Origin of the sequence: Ancylobacter sp. G4_0304, assembly GCF_047501495.1 — a bacterium.
Taxonomy (GTDB): domain Bacteria; phylum Pseudomonadota; class Alphaproteobacteria; order Rhizobiales; family Xanthobacteraceae; genus Ancylobacter.
Genome location: NZ_JAZDRM010000001.1, coordinates 1 through 21,066, shown reverse-complemented (window position 1 = coordinate 21,066; position 21,066 = coordinate 1). Strand labels below are relative to the sequence as shown.

Genomic DNA, 21,066 nt, shown 5'->3' with positions numbered 1-21,066 from the left:
TAACATAAATGGCGACGCAGGGAGTCCGCCCGATGTTCACGCGCCTGATGTCCGCGAAGCGCTTTGCACCCCTATTCTGGTGCCAATTCTTCAGCGCCTTCAACGACAATTTCGTGAAGAACGCGATGGCGCTGCTGATTCTCTACGGCATCGGGCAAGCCAATGGCGGCGCGCTGGTCACGCTGGCGGGTGCGATCTTCATCCTGCCGTTCTTCCTGCTCTCCAGCCTTGGTGGCCAGATCGCCGACCGCTACGACAAGGCGCTGGTGGCGCGGCGGGTGAAGTTCGCCGAAATCTGGATCGTGCTCATCGCCTCCTCCGGCTTCGTCCTGCAATCGCTGCCCATCCTTTTCTTCGGCCTGTTCCTCATGGGCTGCCTCTCCGCGCTGTTCGGGCCGGTGAAGTTCGGCATCCTGCCGGATCAGCTTGCCAAGGATGAACTGGTCGCGGGCAATGCGTTGGTCGAAACCGCGACCTTCATCGCCATTCTCGGCGGCACGGTCGCCGGGGCACTGGCCATCACCCATGTCGGCGACTGGCATGTCGCGGCCTACACCTTCATCCTCGCGGTGATCGGCTGGCTGAGCGCGCGCTTCATTCCCTCGACCGCCCAGCGCGCGCCCGGCTTGAAGATCGACCTCAACATCTTCCGCGGCACCTCGCAGATGCTGCGCGATCTGCGCGCCCAGCCCAATGTCTGGCGCGGCGCGCTGATCGTGAGCTGGTTCTGGATGGTCGGCGCGATCGTGCTGTCGCTGCTGCCGACCATGGTGAAGGAGAATATCGGCGGGGAGGAGGGCATCGTCACCCTGTTCCTCATGCTGTTCACCATCGGCGTCGCCATCGGCTCCATGCTCGCCGCCAAGCTGTCGGAAGGGCGCATTCTGCTGGCGCTCGTGCCGTTCGCAGGCGTGATGATGGGCCTGTTCGCGCTGTACATCGCCGTCACCATTTCCGGGCTCGCGCCGGCGGCGGAGATGGTGGGCTGGCAGGATTTCCTGCTCTCGCCGGCGGGTCTTCATGCCGCCATCGGCCTCGTCGGCCTCGCCGCCTCGGGCGGCGCCTTCGTGGTGCCGACCTTCGCCTATGTGCAGGCCGAGGCGCATGAGGACCAGCGCGCCCGCGTGATCGCGGCCAACAATGTGCTGAATGCCGCGATGATGGTGGCGGGCGCGATCGTTGTCGCCGGGCTGCAGATCGCCGGCTTCGGGGCGCCGGCCCTGTTGGCGCTCATCGGCGTCGCGACGCTGGTGGTGGCGCTGCTGGTGGGTCGCGCCTTCCGGGGCCATGTGCTGCGTGACCTGATCCGCCTGGTGTTCCGCGTGCTGTTCCGCGTCGAGGTGACTGGCGCCGAGCATCTGAAGAATGCCGGGCCAGGCTCGGTGATCGCCATCAATCATGTCAGCTTCCTCGATGCGCCACTGATCATGGCGTTGCTCGACAATGATCCGGTCTTCGCGGTCGATGCCGGCATCGCCGAGCGCTGGTGGATCAAGCCGTTCCTCAAGCTGGTGCGCGCCTTCCCGCTCGACCCGACCCGTCCGCTCGCCACGCGCGACCTGATCAAGCTGGTGCAGCAGGGCGAGCAACTGGTGATCTTCCCCGAGGGGCGCATCACCGTCACCGGCTCGATCATGAAGATCTATGACGGCTCCGCCCTTGTGGCCGACAAGGCAGGGGCCCAAGTGGTGCCGGTGCGCATCGAGGGGCTGGAGCAGACGCCGTTTTCGCGCCTGACCACCGACCAGACCCGCAAGCGACTATTCCCGAAGGTGCGCGTGACCATCCTGCCGCCCAAGCGCATCGAGGTCGACCCGGAACTTTTCGGCCGCAAGCGCCGGCGCGCGGCCGGGGCGGCGCTCTACGACATCATGTCCGACCTGATGTTCGCGACCGCCCATTCCGGCCAGACCGTCTATCAGGCGGTCGAGGAGGCGGCGGTGCGGCTCGGCAAGGGGCGCATCGTGGTGGAGGACCCGCTCGGCACCTCGCTGAGCTACCGCAAGCTGCTGCTCGGCGCAAAGCTGCTGGGCGCTAGCCTCGCCGCGCAGACGCAGCGTGGCGAGAAGGTCGGCGTGCTGCTGCCAAACGCCGCCGGCATCGCGGTTGTGCTCATGGGCCTGTCCCGCCACGGCCGTGTGCCGGTGATGCTCAACTACACGGCCGGCGCCGCCAATCTGGTCTCGGCCTGCCGCGCGGCGGAAGTGAAGCTCATCGTCAGCTCGCGCGCCTTCATCGAGAAGGCGAAGCTGGAGGCGGAGGTCGCGGAGCTCTCGACGCATGTCCGCGTGCTGATGAGCGAGGATATCCGCGCCTCCCTCACCACGCGGGACAAGATCGCCGCCATGCTGCCGGAGGCACTGACAGGCGGGGCGCCCAAGCCCGCGCACCCGGACGAGCCGGCCTTCATCCTGTTCACCTCCGGTTCGGAGGGCAGCCCCAAGGGCGTCGTTCTATCCCACCGCAACATCCTGACCAATGTCGCGCAGGTGGCGGCGCGGATCGATTTCTCGCCGGCCGACATCATGTTCAACGTGCTGCCGGTGTTCCATTCCTTCGGGCTGACCGGCGGGCTGGTGCTGCCGATGGTGTCGGGGCTGAAATGCTTCCTCTATCCCTCGCCGCTGCACTACCGGATCATCCCGGAGATGGTCTACGCCACCAATGCCACCGCCATCGTCGGTACCGACACCTTCCTCATGGGCTATGCCCGCACCGCCAACCCCTATGATTTCCGCTCGCTGCGCTTCGTGGTGGCCGGCGCCGAGCCGGTGAAGACCGAGACGCGCCGGATGTGGATGGAGAAGTTCGGCCACCGTATCCTCGAAGGTTACGGCGTTACCGAATGCTCGCCGGTGCTGGCGGTGAACACGCCGATGTTCAACCGCGCCGGCACGGTCGGCCGATTGCTGCCGGGCATCGAGCACGTGCTCGAACCGGTACCGGGTATCGACGAGGGTGGCCGGCTGAATGTGAAGGGTCCGAACGTGATGCTCGGCTATCTGCGTGCCGAGGCACCCGGCGTGCTCGAACCGCCGGAGGCCGGCTGGTATGACACGGGCGATATCGTGGCCATCGACGAGGAGGGTTTCGTCGCCATTCGCGGCCGCGCCAAGCGCTTCGCCAAGATCGCGGGCGAGATGATCTCGCTTGCCGCCATCGACGCCATGGTCGCGGCGCTGCGGCCCGATGCCGAGCATGTCGCGGTCGCGATCCCCGACGCGCGGCGCGGCGAGCGCATCGTGCTGATGACCACCGATGCCGGCCTGACGCGCGCGGCGCTGCAGGCCTATGGCCGCGAGATGGGCGTGACCGAGTTGATGATCCCGGCGGAGATTCAGCTCATGGACTCGCTGCCCCTGCTGGGCTCGGGCAAGGTCGACTTCACCGCCGCCCGCCGCCTCGCGCTCGAAGTCGCGGCCGCGCGTAGTGCCGGAGGGACGCCATGAGTGCTGCGCCCGCCGCCCGCCGGGGCCGCGACGGCGCGGAGACGCGCGCGCGGATCGAAGCCGAGGCGCTGCGGCTATTCGCGGAAAAGGGCGTCGACGGCACCTCGGTGCGCGACATCGCCCAAGCCGTCGGTGTGAGCGAGGGCGCGCTCTACCGGCATTTCGCCTCCAAGGACGCACTTGCGCGCGAGCTGTTCCTCTCGCGCTATGCCGGGCTGGCGGAAACGATCCTGAAGGTACGCGAGACCCATGCCGGCCTCGCCGCGAGGCTTGGCGAGATCGTGCGGCTGGCCTGTGTGCTGTTTGACGAAGAACCTGCCCTGTTCAGCTATCTGCTGATCAACCAGCACGACCATCTGCTCCACGTCTCCGTCGCGCCGGAAGCCAATGCCGTGGAGGCGCTGGCGCTGGTGCTGGGGGATGCGGCAGGGGAGGGCGCGCAGCTGCCTCACCCGGCCGAGCTTGCCGCCGCCTTGACGTTTGGCCTGGTGATCCAGCCGGCGGTGTTCGCCGTGTATGGCCGCCTTGAGCGCCCGCTCGCGGCGCACGCTCCAGCGATCACGCGGGCGGCGCTGCGGATGCTTGGGGTGACCGGGGAGGCCTGATTCAGTTCGGCCGGCCCGGCGGACAAGAGTCCTACGCCGTTATGACAAGGCTGGGCATCTCGGGCTCCCGCGCCAGGGGAGCGGCGAAGGCGTCGCCGGAAAGAACATGGCGGCCGACAGGACCGCCATGCACTTATCCGCGTCCTCAATACCGCACGGGCTCCTCGACATCGGGAGTCCATGCGAGCAGGACGTCACGTTTGCGGCGAACTAATTCACCCGCATCTGCAAGTTTTCAGAACAGCTTCAGCCCGGGCGGTATCGGCAGGCCGGCAGTCAGCGCCTGCGTCTTCTCCTGCACCAGCCGCTCGCTCTTGGCGCGTGCCTCGGCGTGGGCGGCGACGATCAGGTCTTCCAGAATTTCCGCCTCGTCCGGATTGTAGAGGCTCGGGTCGATCGAGATCGCCTTCAGCGCACCCTTGGCGGTCAGCGTCACCTTGACCATGCCGCCGCCCGATGCGCCCTCGACCTCAATGGAATCCAGCTCGGCCTGCATCTGTTCCATGCGGGCCTGCATCTCCTTCACCTTGGACATCATGCCGAGAAGGTCTTTCATGCGGGCTCCTTACCTTAGAATTCGAGTTCGTCGTCGGGACCGGGGCCATCCTCGCGCCCGGCCATGAAATCGGGATCGTCGATCGAAGTTCCCGGCGCCGGCTCGTCCGTGGCGCTGGTGCGCACATCGACGATGGAGGCTCCGGGAAAGCGCGACAGCACGGCGGTGACCAGCGGATCGGCGCGCACATCGCTCATCATCGCGTCGCGCGCGGCGGTGGCCTCCTCGGCGAGCGTCGCCCCGCCTTCCTCGCGCGACAGCGCCACCAGCCAGCGCCGGCCCGTCCATTCCGCGAGCTTGTTCTGCAACTCCTGCACCAGAGCGGGCGAGGTGCCCTCGACCAGCGCGACCTCGACCTTACCATCCTCGAAGGCGACCGGGCGGACGTGATTCTCCAGCGCGAATTTCAGCTTCAGGTCACGCTTAAACGCGGCAAGCGCCACCAGTTCCGCCATGGTGGAGAGGCGGACCGCGGGGGCGACGTCCGGGGCCGGGCGCGTGGCCGCCGCTGGCGCGCTGCTGCGGGTCGCCACCGAGAGATGGCTTTGCGGCGCGCTGATCGGAGCTGCGGCGGGACGGGGTGTGGCATGAGACTGCGCGACCGGCTGCGCCAGTGCCGCCGACGCTCCGCCGCCCGACGAACCGGAGGGCAGCGGCGCGCGGGGAGCGGGAGCCTCACCGCCTTCCTCGCGCAGACGTCGCAGCGCCTCGTCCGGGGTCGGCAGGTCGCTCGCATAGGCGAGGCGCACCAGCACCATTTCCGCCGCCTGCATCGGCTTCGCCGCCTGCTGCACCTCGGAGAGCCCCTTGGTAAGCATCTGCCACGCCCGGGCCAGCACGCGCATGGAGAGCTTCTGCGCGAACTCCGCACCGCGCAGCCGCTCGGCTTCCACCAGCGCGGCATCGTCCGCCGTGTGGGGCAGGATTTTCAGCCGGGTGACGAGATGGGTGAACTCGGCGAGGTCGGAAATCACCACCGCCGGATCGGCGCCGGAATCATACTGCTCGCGCAATTCGGTCAGCGCGACGCCGATCTCGCCCTTCATCAGCGCCTCGAACAGGTCGATGACGCGGCTGCGGTCGGCGAGGCCGAGCAGCGAGCGCACCTCTTCCGCGTGCACCGTGCCGCCGCTGTGGGCGATGGCCTGATCCAGCAGCGAGAGCGCGTCGCGCACCGAGCCTTCCGCCGCGCGGGCGACGAGGCTCAGCGCCTCCGCATCGATGCCGACGCCCTCATGGCCGCAAATGCCGCGCAGATGGGCGGCGAGCACGCCGGCATCCACCCGCCTGAGGTCGAAACGCTGGCAGCGCGACAGCACCGTCACCGGCACCTTGCGGATTTCCGTGGTGGCGAAAATGAACTTCACATGCTCGGGCGGCTCTTCAAGCGTCTTCAGCAGCCCGTTGAAGGCGGCGGTGGAGAGCATGTGCACTTCGTCGATGATGAACACCTTGTAGCGCGCCAGCACCGGCTTGTAGCGCGCGGCCTCGATGATCTCACGAATGTCGCCGATGCCGGTATTGGAGGCGGCGTCCATCTCCTGCACGTCGACATGGCGGCTCTCGATGATGTCCTTGCAGTGCCGGCCGAGCACCGGCATGTCGAGCGTCGGCGCGCCGCCTCCGGGCGGGCCGTCCGCAGGCTCATAATTCAGCGCGCGGGCGATGATGCGGGCGGTGGTGGTCTTGCCGACCCCGCGCACGCCGGTGAGCATATAGGCCTGCGCAATGCGGTTCGAGGCGAAGGCATTGGACAGGGTGCGCACCATCGCTTCCTGGCCGATCAGGTCGGCGAAGGTCTGCGGACGGTATTTGCGCGCGAGCACGCGATAGGGCGTCGCCCCGCCGGCCGGCGCCGACACGGGGCCAAGGTCGAAGCCGGGCGCCATCAGCTCCGCTTCGTCGGGGGATGCGGTCGGGTGGTCGGGAATGTCCGCGCTCATGGGCCCCTTCATAGCATCGCCGGACGGTGAGGAGGCAACGCCGCGATGAAACGCGGGTCAAAAATCCGGGGATGGCGGAGACAGCCGGTTTCCGCGACCGCCGCGCGTGGCTCTCAAGAGCACGGCGGCCTATCCCGACGCGGGCGATGCATAAGGTGGGAGGCTGGACAGAGACCCGAGTCGGGCTCGTTGGGGCTGCTTCCTTCCGGACCTGACCCGGTTGGCGAGTGGCTCGTCCACCGCCAACCTCCCGGCGCCTATATCGGGCAGATGGGGGAAGGATGCAAGGGGGTGGCAGAACGCCGATCCCGATCTTCAGCCTGGCTCAGAGTCGAATTTATTTCGTTAATATCTAAGTACAACCAACCATTCCAGGATATCTCACAATTCCGGTTCAGCTGAGTTGAATCTTGCTGAACGTCATGGAACCAATCGATCCTCATCCGAATTGCCCGTCCACTGGAATTTGATCGTCAGTGGACCCAAGGAGGACTTTCCATGATCCGGTTTATGTCTGCGGCGGCGATTGCGTTGTCTGTTGCCGCTGCTCCGATACTGATCGCTGCGCCCGCCGCGGCGCAGGGCCTTCAGCTCGAAGTCGGACCGAACGGGGTTCGGCCGGTCGTTCCTTATGGCTATGACGGGCGGCGCTACGATGGTCCTCGCTATGAGGAACGGCGCGGCGGCTGTTCGCCGCGTGAGGCGCGCCGCGCCGCGCGAGAGGAAGGTCTGCGCGACGCGCAGGTGGTGCGCGTGTCGGATCGCAGCATCGTCGTCGAGGGTTTCACCCGTCGCGGGCCGGAGCGCATCCGCTTTGCCAATGCGCCGGGTTGCCCGACGCTCGGCTGATCGCGCCGCATGAAACAAGGCCCGCCATGGTCGACATGGCGGGCCTTGTCATATCAGGTGGCAAACCCGTCCGTCGCCCGGATCAGCCGGTCCAGTATCCCCGGCTCGGAATACGCATGGCCGGCGCCTTCGATCAGGTGGAACTCGGCATCGGGCCACGCCTTGTGGAGCGCCCACGCATAATGGGCGGGGCAGGGCATGTCGTAGCGGCCGTGGACGATCACGCCGGGAATTCCGGCGAGCTTGTGGGCGTCGCGCAGCAGCTGGCCTTCCTCCAACCAGCCGGCATGGACGAAGAAGTGGTTCTCGATCCGCGCGAAGGCGAGCGCATAGTGCCCGTCGCGGAACGGCGCGGAGGTGGCCTCATCCGGCAGAAGCGTGATGGTCTCGGATTCCCAGATCGACCACGCCTTGGCGGCTTCGAGCTTCTTCGCCTCGTCATCGCCGGTCAGCAGGGCGCGATAGGCGTTCATCGGGTCGGCGCGTTCTTCCGGCGTCTTCAGCGGCGCGAGGAAGCGTTCCCATTTCTCGGGGAACATCTGCGAGACGCCGAATTTGTAATACCAGTCGAGCTCGGCGCGGGTCAGCGTGTAGATGCCGCGCACGATAAGCTCGCTCACCCGCTCCGGGTGGGTCTCGGCATAGGCCAGCGCCAGCGTCGAGCCCCAGGAGCCGCCGAATACCTGCCATTTGGCGTGGCCGAATTTCTCGCGCAGCCGCTCGATATCGGCGACGAGATGCCAGGTGGTGTTGGCCTCCAGGCAGGCATGGGGCAATGAGCGCCCGCAGCCGCGCTGGTCGAACAGCGTCACGTCATAGCGTGCGGGGTCGAAAAGCTGGCGGTGACTCGCCGAAAAACCGCCGCCCGGCCCGCCATGGAGGAACACCACAGGCTTGGCGCCGGGCGTGCCGGAGCGCTCGTAATAGATCGAATGGCCATCGCCGACATCGAGCATGCCGCTCTCATAGGGCTCGATCGGCGGGTAGAGGGTGCGCAGTTCGCTCATCTCGACACCTTCGTTCAGCGGAAGCGCAGATTGTTGCGCGAGAGCTGGTCGAGCGAAGATACGCCCATCAGCTTCATGCCGCGTTCCACCTCGGTGCGCAGCAGGCCGAGCGCGCGCTCGACGCCCGGCTGGCCGGCGGCGGCGAGCGGGTAGAGATAAGCGCGCCCGATGCCCACCGCTTTGGCGCCGAGCGAGAGCGCCTTCAGGATGTGGGTGCCGCGCTGGATGCCGCCATCGATAATGACGTCGAGCCGGTCGCCCACCGCGTCCACCACCTCGGCGAGTTGATCAAAGGCAGCGCGCGAGCCGTCGAGCTGGCGCCCGCCATGGTTTGACAGCACGATGCCGGAGCAGCCGATGCTGGCGGCGCGCTTGGCGTCCTCTACCGACATCACGCCCTTGAGACAGAACTGGCCATTCCACAGCTTCACCATCTCGGCCACGTCGTCCCAGGTCATCGACGGGTCGAGCATTTCGGTGAAATAGCGGCCGATCGACATGGTATCGCCGCCCATGTCGATATGGGCGTCGAGCTGGGGCAGCTTGAATTTTTCGTGGGTGACGAAGTTGATGCCCCACATCGGCTTGAGCGCGAACTGCGTCATGCCGCCAAGCGTGAGCCGGAACGGGATCGAGAATCCGGTGCGCAGGTCGCGCTCGCGATTGCCGCCGGTGATGCTGTCGACCGTGAGCATCATCACGTTGATGCCCGATTCCTTCGCCCGCTGCATCATGGCGCGGTTCAGGCCGCGGTCCTTGTGGAAATAGAACTGGTAGCACTGCGGGGTTTCATAGGTCTTGCGCAATTCCTCCATGCTCACCGTGCCGAGCGAGGAGACGCCGAACATGGTGCCGAGCTTGGAGGCGGCGGCCGCTACCGCGCGCTCGCCGTCATGGTGGAACAGGCGCTGCAGCGCGGTGGGCGAGCAGTAGAACGGGGTGGCGAGCTTCTGGCCCAGCACCGTCACCGACATGTCGACGCTCTGCACGCCGCGCAGGATGTTCGGCACCAGATCGCAATGCTCGAAGCTCTCGGCATTGCGGCGATAGGTGACTTCGTCGTCGGCGGCGCCGTCGATATAGTTGAAGATCGGGCCCGGCAGCCGGCGCTTGGCGAGGGTGCGGAAGTCGTGGAAATTATGGCAATCGCTCAGGCGCATGTCGGTCCAAGGTCCGTGCTGGAGGCTGGTTGGGGTGGAAGTGGCAGCCTTCAGGCCGCCGTCGCGTCCTTCTTCAGCAAGCGTCTGCGGGTCGCGTAACCACTACATTCGAACATCGCAAACTCCCTCTCGGCTCGCCTGGTCAAAAAAAACGACCAAAGCCGCGCAGCCTTCGCCGCTCCGGGCGGGCGAGTCAATCGGGGCTGCGTACAGTACCGCCGATTTCAATCGATGGGATATCGCATTTGGTCGGGAGCGCGACCGCGAAGGCCGAAAGCGATGGCTCCGCCGGCGAACCGCGCTATAGAAGGGCGCCCGCCGGCCGGCGGGTCCTCCGTCCCGCCGATGAGCCGCCGCATGAGCGCCGATTCCGCCGATTTCCACCTCGATGAGCGCCTTGCCGCCGACACGCTGCCCGTCGGCGAACTGCCGCTATGCCGAGTGCTGCTGATGAACGATGCGCGCTATCCCTGGCTGATCCTCGTCCCCCGCCGCGCCGGACTTGCCGAGTTGATCGAACTCGAAACAGGCGACCGCGTGCAGGCAAGCGCAGAAACAGACCGGGTTTCGCGGGCGCTGAAGACGCTGACCGGCTGTGACAAGCTCAATGTCGCCGCGCTCGGCAACATGGTGCGCCAGCTTCATATCCACGTCGTCGCCCGCTTCGAAGGCGACGCGGCCTGGCCCGCCCCGGTCTGGGGGCGCGGCGCTGCCGAAGCCTATGTGCCCGAAGCGGCGGAGCTTTTGATCGCGCGGCTGCGCGCGGCGCTGGAGATCGAGTGATGGCGACGAATCGGCTGGGCCCCTGGCCGCATCTCGGTTATGCCGGCTTCCGCCTGGACCGGGCGAGTGAGCGGCGCGCGCAAACGCCCGAATTCCTGCGTGCCCCGGCCGCCCGTGCCTGCCTGATCGCCGGCGAGACCGTGGTGCTGGTGCGGCGGGGCGGGGCGCTCGACGCGTTCTTCGACCTCGCCAGCGCCGTATCCTTCGGCGGACGGATCGGTGAGGCCTGCCTGCTGGGCTTCGATGGTGCGGTCCCGCATTTCGTGCTGCCACTCCACGCCGCCTCTGCCGGCGAACTGACCGAGCGCAGCGACCTGCTCCTCACCGACCTGCGTTCCATCGCTGTCGAGGGGCTGGTGCCGCCCGATCAAGTCGGCGAACTCGCCTGCGCCAAGGCGCTGCTGTCCTGGCACGCGCGCCGGACCTTCTGCTCGAATTGCGGGGAGCGGCTGGAGGTGGGCGAGGGCGGCTGGCGGCGTGAATGCCCGAACTGCGCCGCCCAGCATTTTCCGCGCACCGATCCGGTGGTGATCATGCTCACGGTGGACGGCGACAACTGCCTGCTGGGCCGCTCGCCGCGCTTCAAGCCGGGCATGTGGTCGTGTCTCGCCGGCTTCGTCGAGCCCGGCGAGACCTTCGAGGACGCCGCCCGTCGCGAAACAAAGGAAGAGGCCGGCGTCCGCACCGGCGCGGCGCGCTATCTCGCCTCGCAGCCCTGGCCGTTCCCGATGTCGGTGATGATCGGCTTCCATCTGGAGGCTGCGAGCCGCGAGATCGTGGTCGACGATGTGGAGCTGGAAGGCGCGCGCTGGTTCTCCCGCGCGGAGGTCGCGGCGATGATGGAAGGCCGCCACCCGGAAGGCCTCACCGTGCCCCCGCCCATGGCGATCGCCCACCACCTGATCCGCGCCTTCGTGGAAGGCCGCGACCCGCCGGCGGGGTGAGCGACCTTTAGTCCCGCGTCCAGGCTTTGAAGTGCTTGGAGAGTTTCAGCCCCTGTGCCTGATAGTTCGAGCCGAGGCCCTCGCCGTAAAGCGCGGTGGGCAGCGTCTGCATGCGCTCATAGACCAGCCGACCGACGATCTGCCCGTCTTCGAGGATGAACGGCACCTCGCGCGAGCGCACTTCCAGCACGGCGCGGGCGCCGCGCCCGCCGGCGGCATCGTGGCCGAAGCCGGGATCGAAGAAGCCGGCATAGTGCACACGGAACTCACCGACCAGCGGGTCGAACGGCACCATTTCCGCGGCATAAGCGGGGGGCACGTGCACGGTTTCCTTGGAGGCGAGGATATAGAAGGCGTCCGGGTCCAGCACCAGCTCGCGCCGGCCGCGCGTCACCAGCGGCTCCCAATAATCGTCGACATCGCAGGCCGCGCGCCGGTCGACATCGATCAGTCCGGTGTGGTGCTTGGCGCGGAAGCCGAGCAGGCCGCCGAAGCCGTCGCCCGACAGGTCGACGCTGACCGCGATCCCGCCGCCCGCGACATCAGCCTCGTCGGTCCCGACCAGCCGCTCGGCGCGGTGCAGGTCGCGCAGTTCGTCCTCGCCAAGTCTTGTGTCGCCGACCCGGAACCGGATCTGCGACAGGCGCGAGCCCTGTCGCACCAGGATCGGGAAGGTACGCGGGCTGATTTCCAGATAGAGCTTGCCCTCATAGCCCGCCGGCACCACGTCGAAGGCGCGCGAGCGGTCGGCGATCACGCGGGTGAAGATGTCGAGCCGGCCGGTGGAGCTTTTCGGATTCGCCGAGGCGGCGATGGATGCCGGCAGAGCGAGGCTTTCCTCAAGCTCCACCAGATAGACGCAGCCGGTCTCCAGCACCTCGCCGCCGGTCAGGTCGAGCTGGTGAAGGGCCAGCCGCTGCAGCCGCTGCGCCACGCTCTCGCCCGGGCCGGGCAGGAAGCTTGCCCGAATACGCCACGCGGTCGGGCCGAGTCTGAGGTCGAGGCTCGCGGGCTGGATCTGGTCCTCGTCGAAAGGCCGCGCGGTGCGGATCGCCCCGCCCGCCGCCAGCGCCGCGATGGCGTGGTCGGGGAGAATGCCTTCGCCGCTATCGGGCCGGCCGGTTTCGAACACGCTGGGCTCTCCGCTGGATGCGTATGCGTTCGCTTTACCGGACGAGCCCCTTGACGCCAAGCCCGGCACGGGCCTAAGTGCGTCCCACAACGTGGTCTTTTGAGCCGGCCGGCTTGCCGCCACGCTAAACAAGGATGCTAAAAGGTCGGGGCCGCGTGGCGTTTGCACGTGGGCGACCCCGGTCTGTATCAGATACCGGAGCCGCTCATGTCCGCCGAAAAGTCCGCCGAGCCGAAACTCTCTCCCGCCGATATCGCCGCGCTGCGGCCCGACACCCGCCTCGTTCATGGCGGCATCCTGCGCTCGCCTTTCGGCGAGACGGCGGAAGCGATGTATCTTACGCAGGGCTATGTCTACGACACGGCCGAGCAGGCCGAGGCGCGCTTCAAGGGCGACGATCCGGGCTTCATCTACACGCGCTATTCCAATCCCACCGTCGCGATGTTCGAGACCCGTCTCGCTTTGCTGGAAGGCGCGGAAGTCGCCCGCGCTACCGCCTCCGGCATGGCGGCGGTGACGGCGGCGCTGCTGTGCCAGCTTAAAAGCGGCGACCATGTTGTGGCGGCGCGCGCGCTGTTCGGCTCCTGCCGCTATGTGGTGGAGGAACTGCTGCCGCGCTTCGGCGTCGAGACCACGCTGGTCGATGGCGCGAGCCTCGATGCCTGGAAGGCGGCGGTGCGGCCGGAAACCAAGGTATTCTTCCTGGAGAGCCCGACCAACCCGACGCTCGAACTGGTCGACATCGCCGGCGTCGCGGCGATTTCCAAGGCGGCCGGCGCCTGCCTGATCGTGGACAATGTGTTCGCCACCCCGATGCTGCAGAGCCCGATCGCGCTGGGCGCCGATGTCGTGGTCTATTCCGCCACCAAGCATATTGACGGGCAGGGCCGCTGCCTCGCCGGCGTGGTGCTGTGTTCGGAGAAGTTCCTGGCCGACCATCTCCAGACCTTCCTGCGCCAGACCGGCCCGTCGGCCTCGCCCTTCAATGCCTGGGTGATGCTGAAAGGGCTGGAGACGCTGCCGTTGCGCGTCGAGCGCATGCAGGCGAGCGCGAGCACGCTCGCCGACCGGCTGGCCGGCGAGGCGAAGGTGACGAAGGTGCTCTACCCGTTCCGGGCCGACCATCCCCAGCATGAACTCGCCAAGCGCCAGATGCGCGGTGGCGGCACGCTGGTGACCTTCGAAATCGCGGGCGGCAAGGCGGGCGCCTTCCGCTTCCTCAATGGGCTGCGCATCGCCCGCATCTCCAACAATCTTGGCGATGCAAAGAGCCTGGTCACGCATCCGGCGACCACCACGCACCAGCGTTTCACGCCCGAGCAGCGGGCGGATATGGGCATCAGCGACGGCATGGTTCGGCTCTCTGTCGGGCTGGAGCATGTCGACGATCTCACCGAGGATCTCGCCCGCGCGCTCGCGGCGGTGTGAGCCTGCCCTTCCCCTGTCGGCCTTGCCGTCGGCGGGGGAAGCGGTTTGACTGGCGCCGTGCCGGGAATCATCAAGGAGGCGTCATGTACCGTGCGACCACTCACGGCGTGCAGGTGACGGTGACCCCGCGCTTCTCGCCGGAACGATCCGACCCTGACCGCAACCAGTATTTCTGGGCCTACACCATCGAGATCGTGAATCTCGGCGCGGAGACGGTGCAGTTGCGCACCCGGCACTGGATCATCACCGATGCGCTCGGGCGGGTGCAGGAGGTACGCGGCGCCGGCGTGGTCGGCGAGCAGCCTGTGCTGCCGCCGGGCGGCCATTTCGAATACACCAGCGGGGTGCCGTTGCCGACCTCCACCGGCATCATGGAAGGCAGCTACAATTTCACCACGCCGAGCGGGGAGGCCTTCGACGCGGAAGTGCCCGCCTTCTCGCTCGACCTTCCCGGCGCGGTGCATACCCTCAATTGACCGTGACGCGGCGGCTTCCGGGGGGCGGGGGAAGCGGCTATGTTTCGCGCTGTCGTACCCGCCACCTCCCACGGCGGCCTGCGGCCTGCGGGCATCCCGCCCGAACCGAGCTGTTCCTTCGCGATAACGGTATCAGACGCCCGTGATCGATTTCCGCCCGATCGCCGCCATTCTGGGCGTCCTGCTCGCCATTCTCGGCACTACCATGCTGATACCGGCGCTGGTCGATGTCGTCTCCGGGCACAACGACTTCATCGTTTATGCCGCTTCCGCCGCGATCACCGTGTTCGTCGGCCTATCGCTGTGGCTGGCGGGACGTTCGGGTGAAGTGGAGCGGCTGGATCTGCGGCAGGCCTTCGTGCTCACCACCTTCAGCTGGGTGCTGCTCTCGGCTTTCGCCGCCGTGCCCTTCATGTGGTCGGACACCGACCTCTCCTTCACCGACGCCTATTTCGAGGCGATGTCCGGCCTGACCACCACCGGCGCGACCGTCATCTCCAACCTCGACCAGCGTCCGCCCGGCGTGCTGATGTGGCGCGCCTTCCTGCACTGGTATGGCGGCATCGGCATCATCGTGCTGGCCATCGCCTTCCTGCCCATGTTGCAGGTCGGCGGCATGCAGCTTTTCCATGCCGAGTCATCCGACAAGGCGGAGAAGATGCTGCCGCGGGCGGCGCAGATGGCCAAGAGTATTCTGGGCACCTATTTGGTGCTGTCCCTGGCCTGCGCCGTTACCTTCCTGTTGTGCGGGATGAGCGTATTCGACGCCGTGGCCTATGCGATGGCCACGATCTCGACCGGCGGTTTCGCCACGCACGACGCCTCGATCGGTTATTTCCACAGCGCGGCGATCGAATATGCCGCCGTGGTCTTCATGGTCGCCGGCTCGCTGCCCTTCGTGCTCTATGTCCGCGTTCTGGCCGGCGATTTCAGCCGCCTGTTCGCCAATAGCGAGGTGCGGCTGTTCCTCGGGTTGGTGGCGCTGTTCACCCTCCTCTCGACGTTCCAGCAGATACGCGGGGGAATCGCGGAAGGCGAGCCGGCACTGCGCAACGCGCTGTTCAACGTGGTGTCGATCATGTCGACCACCGGTTTCGTCGCGACCGACTTCACCCATTGGGGGCCGCCGACCGAGGCGCTCTATTTCATCCTGCTGTTTCTCGGCGCCTGCACCGGCTCGACGGCCGGCGGCATGAAGATGTTCCGCATCGCCATTCTAGGCTCCGCGCTCTCCCAGCATCTCAAGCGCATCATCTATCCCAACGGCGTGTTCCCGGTGCGCTATAACGGGGCGCCGATCGGCGACGACGTGGTGGCCTCGGTGCTGTCCTTCGCCTTCCTTTACATGGCGACCTTCATGGTGATCTCGCTGGCGATCAACACGTTGGGCTTCGATCTCATCACGTCGTTCTCCGCCGCGATTACGGCGGTCGCCAATGTCGGCCCCGGTCTCGGCCCGGTCATTGGCCCGGCTCAGAACTTCTCGGCGCTGCCCGATCATGTGATCTGGCTGCTGTCCATCGGGATGCTGATGGGGAGATTGGAGCTTTTCACCGTTCTGGTGCTCTTCCTCCCCAGCCTGTGGCGGCGATAAGCTGTTGTTCGGCGTCCGGTTCCCTTATCCTGCCGGGCACCGAAACGGGGACTTTTCATGCTGGCCAGCCGTACCACCACCGAGGAACTTCTGGCCTATCTGGTGGCCTTCGACACGACGAGCCGCAATTCCAATCTCGAACTGATCGGCTTCGTGCGCGACTACCTGGCCGCCTTCGGCATTGAGAGCGTCACGGTGCCGAACGAGACGGGCGACAAGGCGAGCCTGTTCGCGACCATCGGCCCCGCCGGCGTCGGCGGCGTGTGCCTGTCCGGCCATTCCGACGTGGTGCCGGTGGACGGCCAGCCCTGGACCACCGATCCCTTCACGCTCACCCCGGTCGACGACCGGCTGTACGGGCGCGGAAGCTGCGACATGAAGGGCTTCGTCGCCGCCTGCCTCGCCATGGTGCCAGAGATGGCCAATGCGGCGCTGAAGACGCCGATCCATCTTCTGGTGTCCTATGACGAGGAGATCGGCTGCACCGGGGTCGTGCCGGCGGTGCGCAAGCTCGGGGTCGACCTTCCCCTGCCGCGTGCGTGCATCGTCGGCGAGCCGACCTCGATGCGCGTGGTCGACGCCCACAAGTCCGGCATCGCCTATGTCACCACAGTTATCGGCCGCGAGGCGCATTCCTCCATGCCGCATCTGGGCGCCAACGCGATCTTCGCCGCCGCCGAGCTGGTCGGCGAACTCGACCGCTACCGCGCCGAGCTGATCGCGAAGGGCGATGCCAGCGGTCGTTTCGATCCGCCCAATACCACGGTGCAGGTCACGGTGATCGAGGGCGGCACCGCCGGCAACATCGTGCCGCGACGCTGCGCGATCCGCTGGAACGTACGCGGCCTGCCGGACTTCGACGAGGCCGCGCTGCTGGCGCGCTTCGAGCGTTTCGCGCAGGAGGTCGTGGTGCCCAAGCTGAGGGTCGAGGCGCCCGAGGCCGAGATCGTCACCGACATGATCTACAAGGTGCCCCCGCTCCGGCCGCAGACCGGCTCGGAGGCCGAGTTGCTGGCGCTGCGCCTCGCCGGGCAGAACCGCACCTATACGGTGGCTTATGGCACCGAGGGCGGGCATTTCCAGGCGCAGGGCGTGCCGACCATCATTTGCGGGCCAGGCTCGATCGATCAGGCGCACAAGCCCGACGAATATATCGAGCTGGCACAGCTTCGCGCCTGCGAGCGTTTCCTGAGGGGCCTGATCGCGGAGTGCGCGGCGTAGAGCCGGGACCGCGGGCCGGAAGCCGCGACGCAGCTTCCGGGGGAGATGCCTGGGGCGGTTACTCGCCGGACGGCGCCGGCGGCTCTTCGTTGATCACTTCCTCCGCCTTGAAGCCGTAGGAGCGGCCGCAGAACTCGCAGGTGACGGTGATCCGGCCGTCTTCCACCAGACTCTCGCGCTGTTCCTGGGAGAAATTGGTCAGCACCTCCATCACCCGGTCGCGCGAGCACGAGCACCGGGCATCGATATGCTCGGAATCGAACACGCGCACGCCGCGCTCGTGGAACAGCCGGTACAGCAGGCGCTCGCTCGACAGCTCGGCGTCCACCAGTTCGAGGTCCTCGATGGTGCCGACCAGCGACTGGGCTTCCATCCACGCATCGTCCTCATCCGCCATCGGCAACTCGGTGCCTTCCGGCGCGTCGCCGGGGTGCAGGTCGACAGGGCGGATGCGCCCGCCCTCGGTGGGCAGGAACTGCGCCATCAGCCCGCCGGCACGCCAGGAGGAGGCGGCGCCGCCCGGATGAACTTCCTCGGCGACTGCGAGCCGTACACGGGTCGGGATCTGTTCGGACTGGGTGAAATACTGGTGCGCGGCTTCTTCCAGCCCGCCGCCTTCCAGCGCGACCACGCCCTGATAGCGGTTCACGCTGAGGCCCTGATCTATGGTCATGGCGAGATGGCCGCGCCCGAGCAGCAGCCCGCTGTCGCGGCGCTCGACGTCGCTGAGCGCATCGAGCCGGCCGGAATCGAAGCGGGCATAGGCGCGCACGTCGTGTGGCGCGGTGAAGTCGACCACGAGAAAGTCGACCGGCCCGTCGGTGCGCGTCTGCAGGATAAAGCGGCCGGTGATCTTCAGCGTCGAGCCGAGCAGCACGGTCAGCGCCACGGCTTCGCCGAGGAGGCGCTTCACCGGGGCCGGATAGTCGTGATGCGCCATCACGGCGTCGAGCGTCGCGCCGAGGCGCACGATGCGCCCGCGTGTGTCGAGGCCGTCGACGTGAAACGGAGTCACCCGGTCGTCCGCGATATCCGGGGCGAGGGGGGCGGTGGCGGGGGATGAGGTCTGTGATTTTGATGTCATGTCAGCTCCGTCCGCCCATATAGGTGCGCCCCGCGCCGGATGCGAGAGGGCGCCGGCAGCCTCGCGGCCCGGCGTCACTCAAGCGGCAGCGTGGCGGCCCGTCAGCCCTGAGCGCCTTCGAGGCACCAGGCAAGAATGCCCTTCTGGGCATGGAGACGGTTCTCGGCCTCGTCGAACACCACGGATTGCGGGCCGTCCATCACCTCGTCGGTGACTTCCTCGCCGCGGTGGGCCGGCAGGCAGTGCATGAAGATCGCGTCCGGCTGGGCGCGCTTCATCAGGGCTCCGTTGACCTGATAGGGCTTGAGCAGGTTGTGACGGCGCTCGGCCTCGGCATCGCCCATCGACACCCAGGTGTCGGTGACCACGCAATCCGCACCTTCCACCGCTTCCTCGGCATGGCGGCCGAACTTGACGCGAGCGCCGGTGCGGCGGGCCCAGTCGATCAGCGCCGGACGCGGAGCAAGCTCCTCGGGGGTCGCGACGTTCAGCGCGAAGTCGAAGCGCTGCGCGGCATGAACCCAGGACACCAGCACATTGTTGGAATCGCCGGTCCACGCCACGGTGCGGCCCTGGATGGAACCCTTGTGCTCCTCGAAGGTCATCACGTCCGCCATGATCTGGCAGGGATGGGAGTCGCGGGTCAGGCCGTTGATCACCGGGACGGTGGCGTACTGCGCCAGCTCTTCGAGCGCCTTGTGGTCAAGGATGCGGATCATGATTGCGTCGACATAGCGCGAGAGCACGCGCGCGGTGTCGGCGATGGTCTCGCCACGCCCGAGCTGCATTTCCGCGCCGGTCAGCATGATCGTTTCGCCCCCGAGCTGGCGCATCGCGACATCGAAGGAGATGCGCGTGCGGGTCGAGGGTTGGTCGAAGATCATCGCCAACACCTTGCCGGCGAAGGGCTTCTCGGCTGCGATCACCTGCCGGCGGCTCTTGAGATCATGCGAGAGCTGCATGATGTCGCGGAGCTGGTCGGCCGGCAGCGCGTCGAGGTCGAGGAAATGCTTGATGTTGCTGGCGCGCGCGTTCATGCCGCCGCTCCCTTCTGGGCTTCGGCCCGCAGGCCCTTCTCCAGCCGCGCGCAGGCGGCGTCGAGCCGGGTGAACGCCGCGTCGATCTCGGCCTCCCCGATGTTCAGCGGCGGCAGCAGCCGCACCACATTGTCGGCCGCGCCGACGCCGAGCATGCCCTCGGCGCGCATCGCGTCCACCATCTCGCCATTGGGCACCAGCGTGCGCAGGCCGAGCAGCAGGCCCTCGCCACGCACCTCGCCGATGATGGCGGGGTGGCGGTCCTTCAGCTCGGCGAGGCGCTGGCGCAGCCGGGTCGACATGTCGCGCACGTTTTCCAGGAACCCGTCTTCCAGCACCACGTCGAGCACGGCGTTGGCCACGCTCATGGCCAGCGGGTTGCCCCCATAGGTGGAGCCGTGCGTGCCGGCGGTCATGCCCTTGGCGGCTTCTTCCGTGGCGAGGCAGGCGCCGACCGGGAAGCCGCCGCCAATGCCCTTGGCCACCGCCATGATGTCCGGCGCGATGCCGGCCCATTCATGGGCGAAGAACTTGCCGGTGCGCCCGACGCCGCACTGCACCTCGTCCAGCACCAGCAACAGCCCGTGCTCATCGGCGAGCGCGCGCAGCGCCCTCAGGAACGACCACGGCGCGGCTCGCACGCCGCCTTCGCCCTGCACCGGCTCGATGAGGATCGCGCCGGTTTCAGGCCCGATCGCGGCCTTCACCGCCTCAATGTCGCCGAACGGCACCTGGTCGAAGCCGGGCATGGCCGGGCCGAAGCCTTCGAGATATTTCGCATTGCCGCCTGCCGCGATGGTGGCGAGCGTGCGGCCGTGGAAGGCGCCCTCGAAGGTGATGATGCGGCTGCGCTCCGGGTGGCCCGAGACGTACTGGTACTTGCGGGCCATCTTGATCGCGCATTCCAGCGCTTCCGCACCCGAATTGGTGAAGAACATGGTGTCCGCAAACGTCGCCTCGACGAGACGGCGCGACAGGCGCTCGGCTCCCTCGATGCGGAACAGGTTGGACAGGTGCCACAGCTTGCCGGCCTGCTCGGTGAGAGCGGCGACAAGGTGGGGGTGGGCATGACCGAGGACATTCACCGCGATGCCGGCGGTGAAGTCGAGATATCGCTCGCCATCTCGGGTGAACAGCCAGGCGCCTTCGCCACGCTCGAAAACGAGGTTCACACGATTATAGGTCGGCAGGATGGGGTCGATCACTGTCCCCTCCACTTTCTCAACTCTTGCCGCATAGGGCAGGCCCAAAACGAAACGTGCCGCCCTTGCGGGGGCGGCACCCGAGAGTGCGAATTTTATAGATAAGGAATCCCCGGTCAATATTTGCCCGCGCATCTTGACGGACTAATGCGCATATGACCTCACGGTGACAGGCGAGCGGAGCGGCGCAGTGTTGCCGCGCGGACTCGCAACTGGGGAAAACAATCGTTTCGGCCCTGAACCTACTGGGCCTGAGTCAACGCATATTGTAGCCTCCCCCTCGTCAGATACGACATCTCGTGCGGCGGTATTCCGAAAGTGGCGTCAGCAGCGTTGGTCCGGCCGGTACACCCGGAATCGGAGCGCTGAGGGATTCTGCCGCGCGATCGATGGGTTTTCAGGAGGCACGGCAATGAACTGGACGGACGAACGCGTCGAGTTGCTGAAGAAACTCTGGTCCGAGGGACTTTCGGCGAGCCAGATCGCGGCGGAACTCGGGGGCGTGACCCGTAATGCCGTGATCGGCAAGGTCCATCGCCTCGGCCTGTCGGGCCGCGCCAAGGCCGTCGCCGCTCCCGCCCCGCGCCCCCGAAAGC

18 protein-coding genes, 1 other RNA gene and 1 riboswitch are annotated in these 21,066 nt (G+C 67.1%); of the genes, 10 read left to right on the top strand and 9 right to left on the bottom strand.

Annotated features, from left to right (window positions below):
• Positions 1-32: 32 nt before the first annotated feature.
• Positions 33-3,449, top strand: coding sequence for an acyl-[ACP]--phospholipid O-acyltransferase (locus tag VRZ77_RS00095; RefSeq protein ID WP_414590675.1), 3,417 nt, complete (start codon positions 33-35; stop codon positions 3,447-3,449).
• On the top strand, positions 3,446-4,054 hold the full coding sequence (locus VRZ77_RS00090) for a TetR/AcrR family transcriptional regulator (RefSeq protein ID WP_414590674.1): 609 nt from the start codon (positions 3,446-3,448) through the stop codon (positions 4,052-4,054). The genes VRZ77_RS00095 and VRZ77_RS00090 overlap by 4 nt, the downstream gene beginning before the upstream one ends.
• Positions 4,055-4,289: 235 nt before the next feature.
• On the opposite strand, the gene VRZ77_RS00085 is transcribed toward VRZ77_RS00090, so the two are convergent.
• The 3 genes from VRZ77_RS00085 to ffs all read right to left on the bottom strand — a co-directional run bounded on the left by VRZ77_RS00085 (position 4,290) and on the right by ffs (position 6,805).
• The gene (locus tag VRZ77_RS00085; protein ID WP_414590673.1) at positions 4,290-4,610 is read right to left on the bottom strand and encodes a YbaB/EbfC family nucleoid-associated protein; all 321 of its coding nucleotides are present in this window, start codon (positions 4,608-4,610) and stop codon (positions 4,290-4,292) included.
• 14 nt (positions 4,611-4,624) lie between these two features.
• Positions 4,625-6,553 carry a DNA polymerase III subunit gamma/tau gene (locus VRZ77_RS00080; RefSeq protein WP_414590672.1) on the bottom strand — a complete coding sequence of 643 codons (1,929 nt, stop codon included), beginning with the start codon at positions 6,551-6,553 and terminating at the stop codon, positions 4,625-4,627.
• A 154-nt stretch (positions 6,554-6,707) separates the two neighbouring features.
• Positions 6,708-6,805: signal recognition particle sRNA small type (gene ffs / locus VRZ77_RS00075), an RNA gene on the bottom strand.
• Between the two features lie 246 nt (positions 6,806-7,051).
• Here ffs and VRZ77_RS00070 point away from each other — a divergent pair.
• Positions 7,052-7,402, top strand: coding sequence for a hypothetical protein (locus tag VRZ77_RS00070; protein WP_414590671.1), 351 nt, complete (start codon positions 7,052-7,054; stop codon positions 7,400-7,402).
• 53 nt (positions 7,403-7,455) lie between these two features.
• Here VRZ77_RS00070 and pip read toward each other — a convergent pair whose 3' ends face one another.
• A complete protein-coding gene (pip, locus tag VRZ77_RS00065) occupies positions 7,456-8,409 on the bottom strand; it encodes a prolyl aminopeptidase (RefSeq protein ID WP_414590670.1) in 954 nt (317 codons plus the stop codon).
• A gap of 14 nt (positions 8,410-8,423) precedes the next feature.
• A complete protein-coding gene (locus VRZ77_RS00060) occupies positions 8,424-9,569 on the bottom strand; it encodes an alpha-hydroxy acid oxidase (RefSeq protein WP_414590669.1) in 1,146 nt (381 codons plus the stop codon).
• Positions 9,570-9,926: 357 nt separating this feature from the next.
• Here VRZ77_RS00060 and VRZ77_RS00055 point away from each other — a divergent pair, with 357 nt between their 5' ends.
• Both VRZ77_RS00055 and nudC read left to right on the top strand, forming a co-directional pair.
• Positions 9,927-10,352 (top strand): HIT domain-containing protein, encoded by a 426-nt coding sequence (locus VRZ77_RS00055; RefSeq protein ID WP_414590668.1) that lies wholly within the window; start codon positions 9,927-9,929, stop codon positions 10,350-10,352.
• Positions 10,352-11,296, top strand: a complete 945-nt coding sequence (nudC, locus tag VRZ77_RS00050) for an NAD(+) diphosphatase (RefSeq protein WP_414590667.1) — start codon at positions 10,352-10,354, stop codon at positions 11,294-11,296. The genes VRZ77_RS00055 and nudC overlap by 1 nt, the downstream gene beginning before the upstream one ends.
• Before the next feature lie 7 nt (positions 11,297-11,303).
• On the opposite strand, the gene VRZ77_RS00045 is transcribed toward nudC, so the two are convergent.
• Entirely contained in the window at positions 11,304-12,428 is a 1,125-nt protein-coding gene (locus VRZ77_RS00045) for a 2'-deoxycytidine 5'-triphosphate deaminase (protein WP_414590666.1), read from the bottom strand.
• Positions 12,429-12,509: 81 nt separating this feature from the next.
• Positions 12,510-12,589: riboswitch (SAM riboswitch) on the top strand.
• Positions 12,590-12,635: 46 nt separating this feature from the next.
• Between VRZ77_RS00045 and VRZ77_RS00040 the strand changes: the two genes are divergently transcribed.
• From VRZ77_RS00040 to argE, 4 genes are all read left to right on the top strand, one after another.
• Positions 12,636-13,856, top strand: a complete 1,221-nt coding sequence (locus VRZ77_RS00040; protein ID WP_414590665.1) for an O-succinylhomoserine sulfhydrylase — start codon at positions 12,636-12,638, stop codon at positions 13,854-13,856.
• Between the two features lie 83 nt (positions 13,857-13,939).
• The gene (gene apaG / locus VRZ77_RS00035; RefSeq protein WP_414590664.1) at positions 13,940-14,332 is read left to right on the top strand and encodes a Co2+/Mg2+ efflux protein ApaG; all 393 of its coding nucleotides are present in this window, start codon (positions 13,940-13,942) and stop codon (positions 14,330-14,332) included.
• 142 nt (positions 14,333-14,474) lie between these two features.
• The gene (locus VRZ77_RS00030) at positions 14,475-15,926 is read left to right on the top strand and encodes a TrkH family potassium uptake protein (protein ID WP_414590663.1); all 1,452 of its coding nucleotides are present in this window, start codon (positions 14,475-14,477) and stop codon (positions 15,924-15,926) included.
• Between the two features lie 57 nt (positions 15,927-15,983).
• Positions 15,984-17,147 carry an acetylornithine deacetylase gene (gene argE / locus VRZ77_RS00025; RefSeq protein ID WP_414590662.1) on the top strand — a complete coding sequence of 388 codons (1,164 nt, stop codon included), beginning with the start codon at positions 15,984-15,986 and terminating at the stop codon, positions 17,145-17,147.
• A gap of 58 nt (positions 17,148-17,205) precedes the next feature.
• Here argE and VRZ77_RS00020 read toward each other — a convergent pair whose 3' ends face one another.
• The 3 genes from VRZ77_RS00020 to VRZ77_RS00010 form a co-directional block, all read right to left on the bottom strand.
• A complete protein-coding gene (locus tag VRZ77_RS00020; protein WP_414590661.1) occupies positions 17,206-18,231 on the bottom strand; it encodes an Hsp33 family molecular chaperone in 1,026 nt (341 codons plus the stop codon).
• 101 nt (positions 18,232-18,332) lie between these two features.
• Complete coding sequence (gene argF, locus VRZ77_RS00015; protein WP_414590660.1) at positions 18,333-19,268, bottom strand: ornithine carbamoyltransferase; 936 nt, start codon at positions 19,266-19,268, stop codon at positions 18,333-18,335.
• Complete coding sequence (locus VRZ77_RS00010; RefSeq protein WP_414590659.1) at positions 19,265-20,473, bottom strand: aspartate aminotransferase family protein; 1,209 nt, start codon at positions 20,471-20,473, stop codon at positions 19,265-19,267. Before VRZ77_RS00010 ends, argF begins: the two co-directional genes overlap by 4 nt.
• Positions 20,474-20,882: 409 nt before the next feature.
• On the opposite strand from VRZ77_RS00010, the gene VRZ77_RS00005 reads away from it, so the two are divergent.
• Positions 20,883-21,066: GcrA family cell cycle regulator (locus tag VRZ77_RS00005; protein ID WP_414590658.1), on the top strand; the 184-nt coding region annotated here is incomplete at its 3' end.

Coding starts and splice junctions, on each gene's coding strand:
- VRZ77_RS00040 (WP_414590665.1), top strand. CDS start 12,636: ATGTCCGCCGAAAAGTCCGCCGAGCCGAAACTCTCTCCCGCCGATATC.
- VRZ77_RS00090 (WP_414590674.1), top strand. CDS start 3,446: ATGAGTGCTGCGCCCGCCGCCCGCCGGGGCCGCGACGGCGCGGAGACG.
- apaG (WP_414590664.1), top strand. CDS start 13,940: ATGTACCGTGCGACCACTCACGGCGTGCAGGTGACGGTGACCCCGCGC.
- argE (WP_414590662.1), top strand. CDS start 15,984: ATGCTGGCCAGCCGTACCACCACCGAGGAACTTCTGGCCTATCTGGTG.
- VRZ77_RS00080 (WP_414590672.1), bottom strand. CDS start 6,553: ATGAGCGCGGACATTCCCGACCACCCGACCGCATCCCCCGACGAAGCG.
- pip (WP_414590670.1), bottom strand. CDS start 8,409: ATGAGCGAACTGCGCACCCTCTACCCGCCGATCGAGCCCTATGAGAGC.
- nudC (WP_414590667.1), top strand. CDS start 10,352: ATGGCGACGAATCGGCTGGGCCCCTGGCCGCATCTCGGTTATGCCGGC.
- VRZ77_RS00095 (WP_414590675.1), top strand. CDS start 33: ATGTTCACGCGCCTGATGTCCGCGAAGCGCTTTGCACCCCTATTCTGG.
- VRZ77_RS00055 (WP_414590668.1), top strand. CDS start 9,927: ATGAGCGCCGATTCCGCCGATTTCCACCTCGATGAGCGCCTTGCCGCC.
- VRZ77_RS00085 (WP_414590673.1), bottom strand. CDS start 4,610: ATGAAAGACCTTCTCGGCATGATGTCCAAGGTGAAGGAGATGCAGGCC.
- VRZ77_RS00060 (WP_414590669.1), bottom strand. CDS start 9,569: ATGCGCCTGAGCGATTGCCATAATTTCCACGACTTCCGCACCCTCGCC.
- argF (WP_414590660.1), bottom strand. CDS start 19,268: ATGAACGCGCGCGCCAGCAACATCAAGCATTTCCTCGACCTCGACGCG.
- VRZ77_RS00070 (WP_414590671.1), top strand. CDS start 7,052: ATGATCCGGTTTATGTCTGCGGCGGCGATTGCGTTGTCTGTTGCCGCT.
- VRZ77_RS00020 (WP_414590661.1), bottom strand. CDS start 18,231: ATGACATCAAAATCACAGACCTCATCCCCCGCCACCGCCCCCCTCGCC.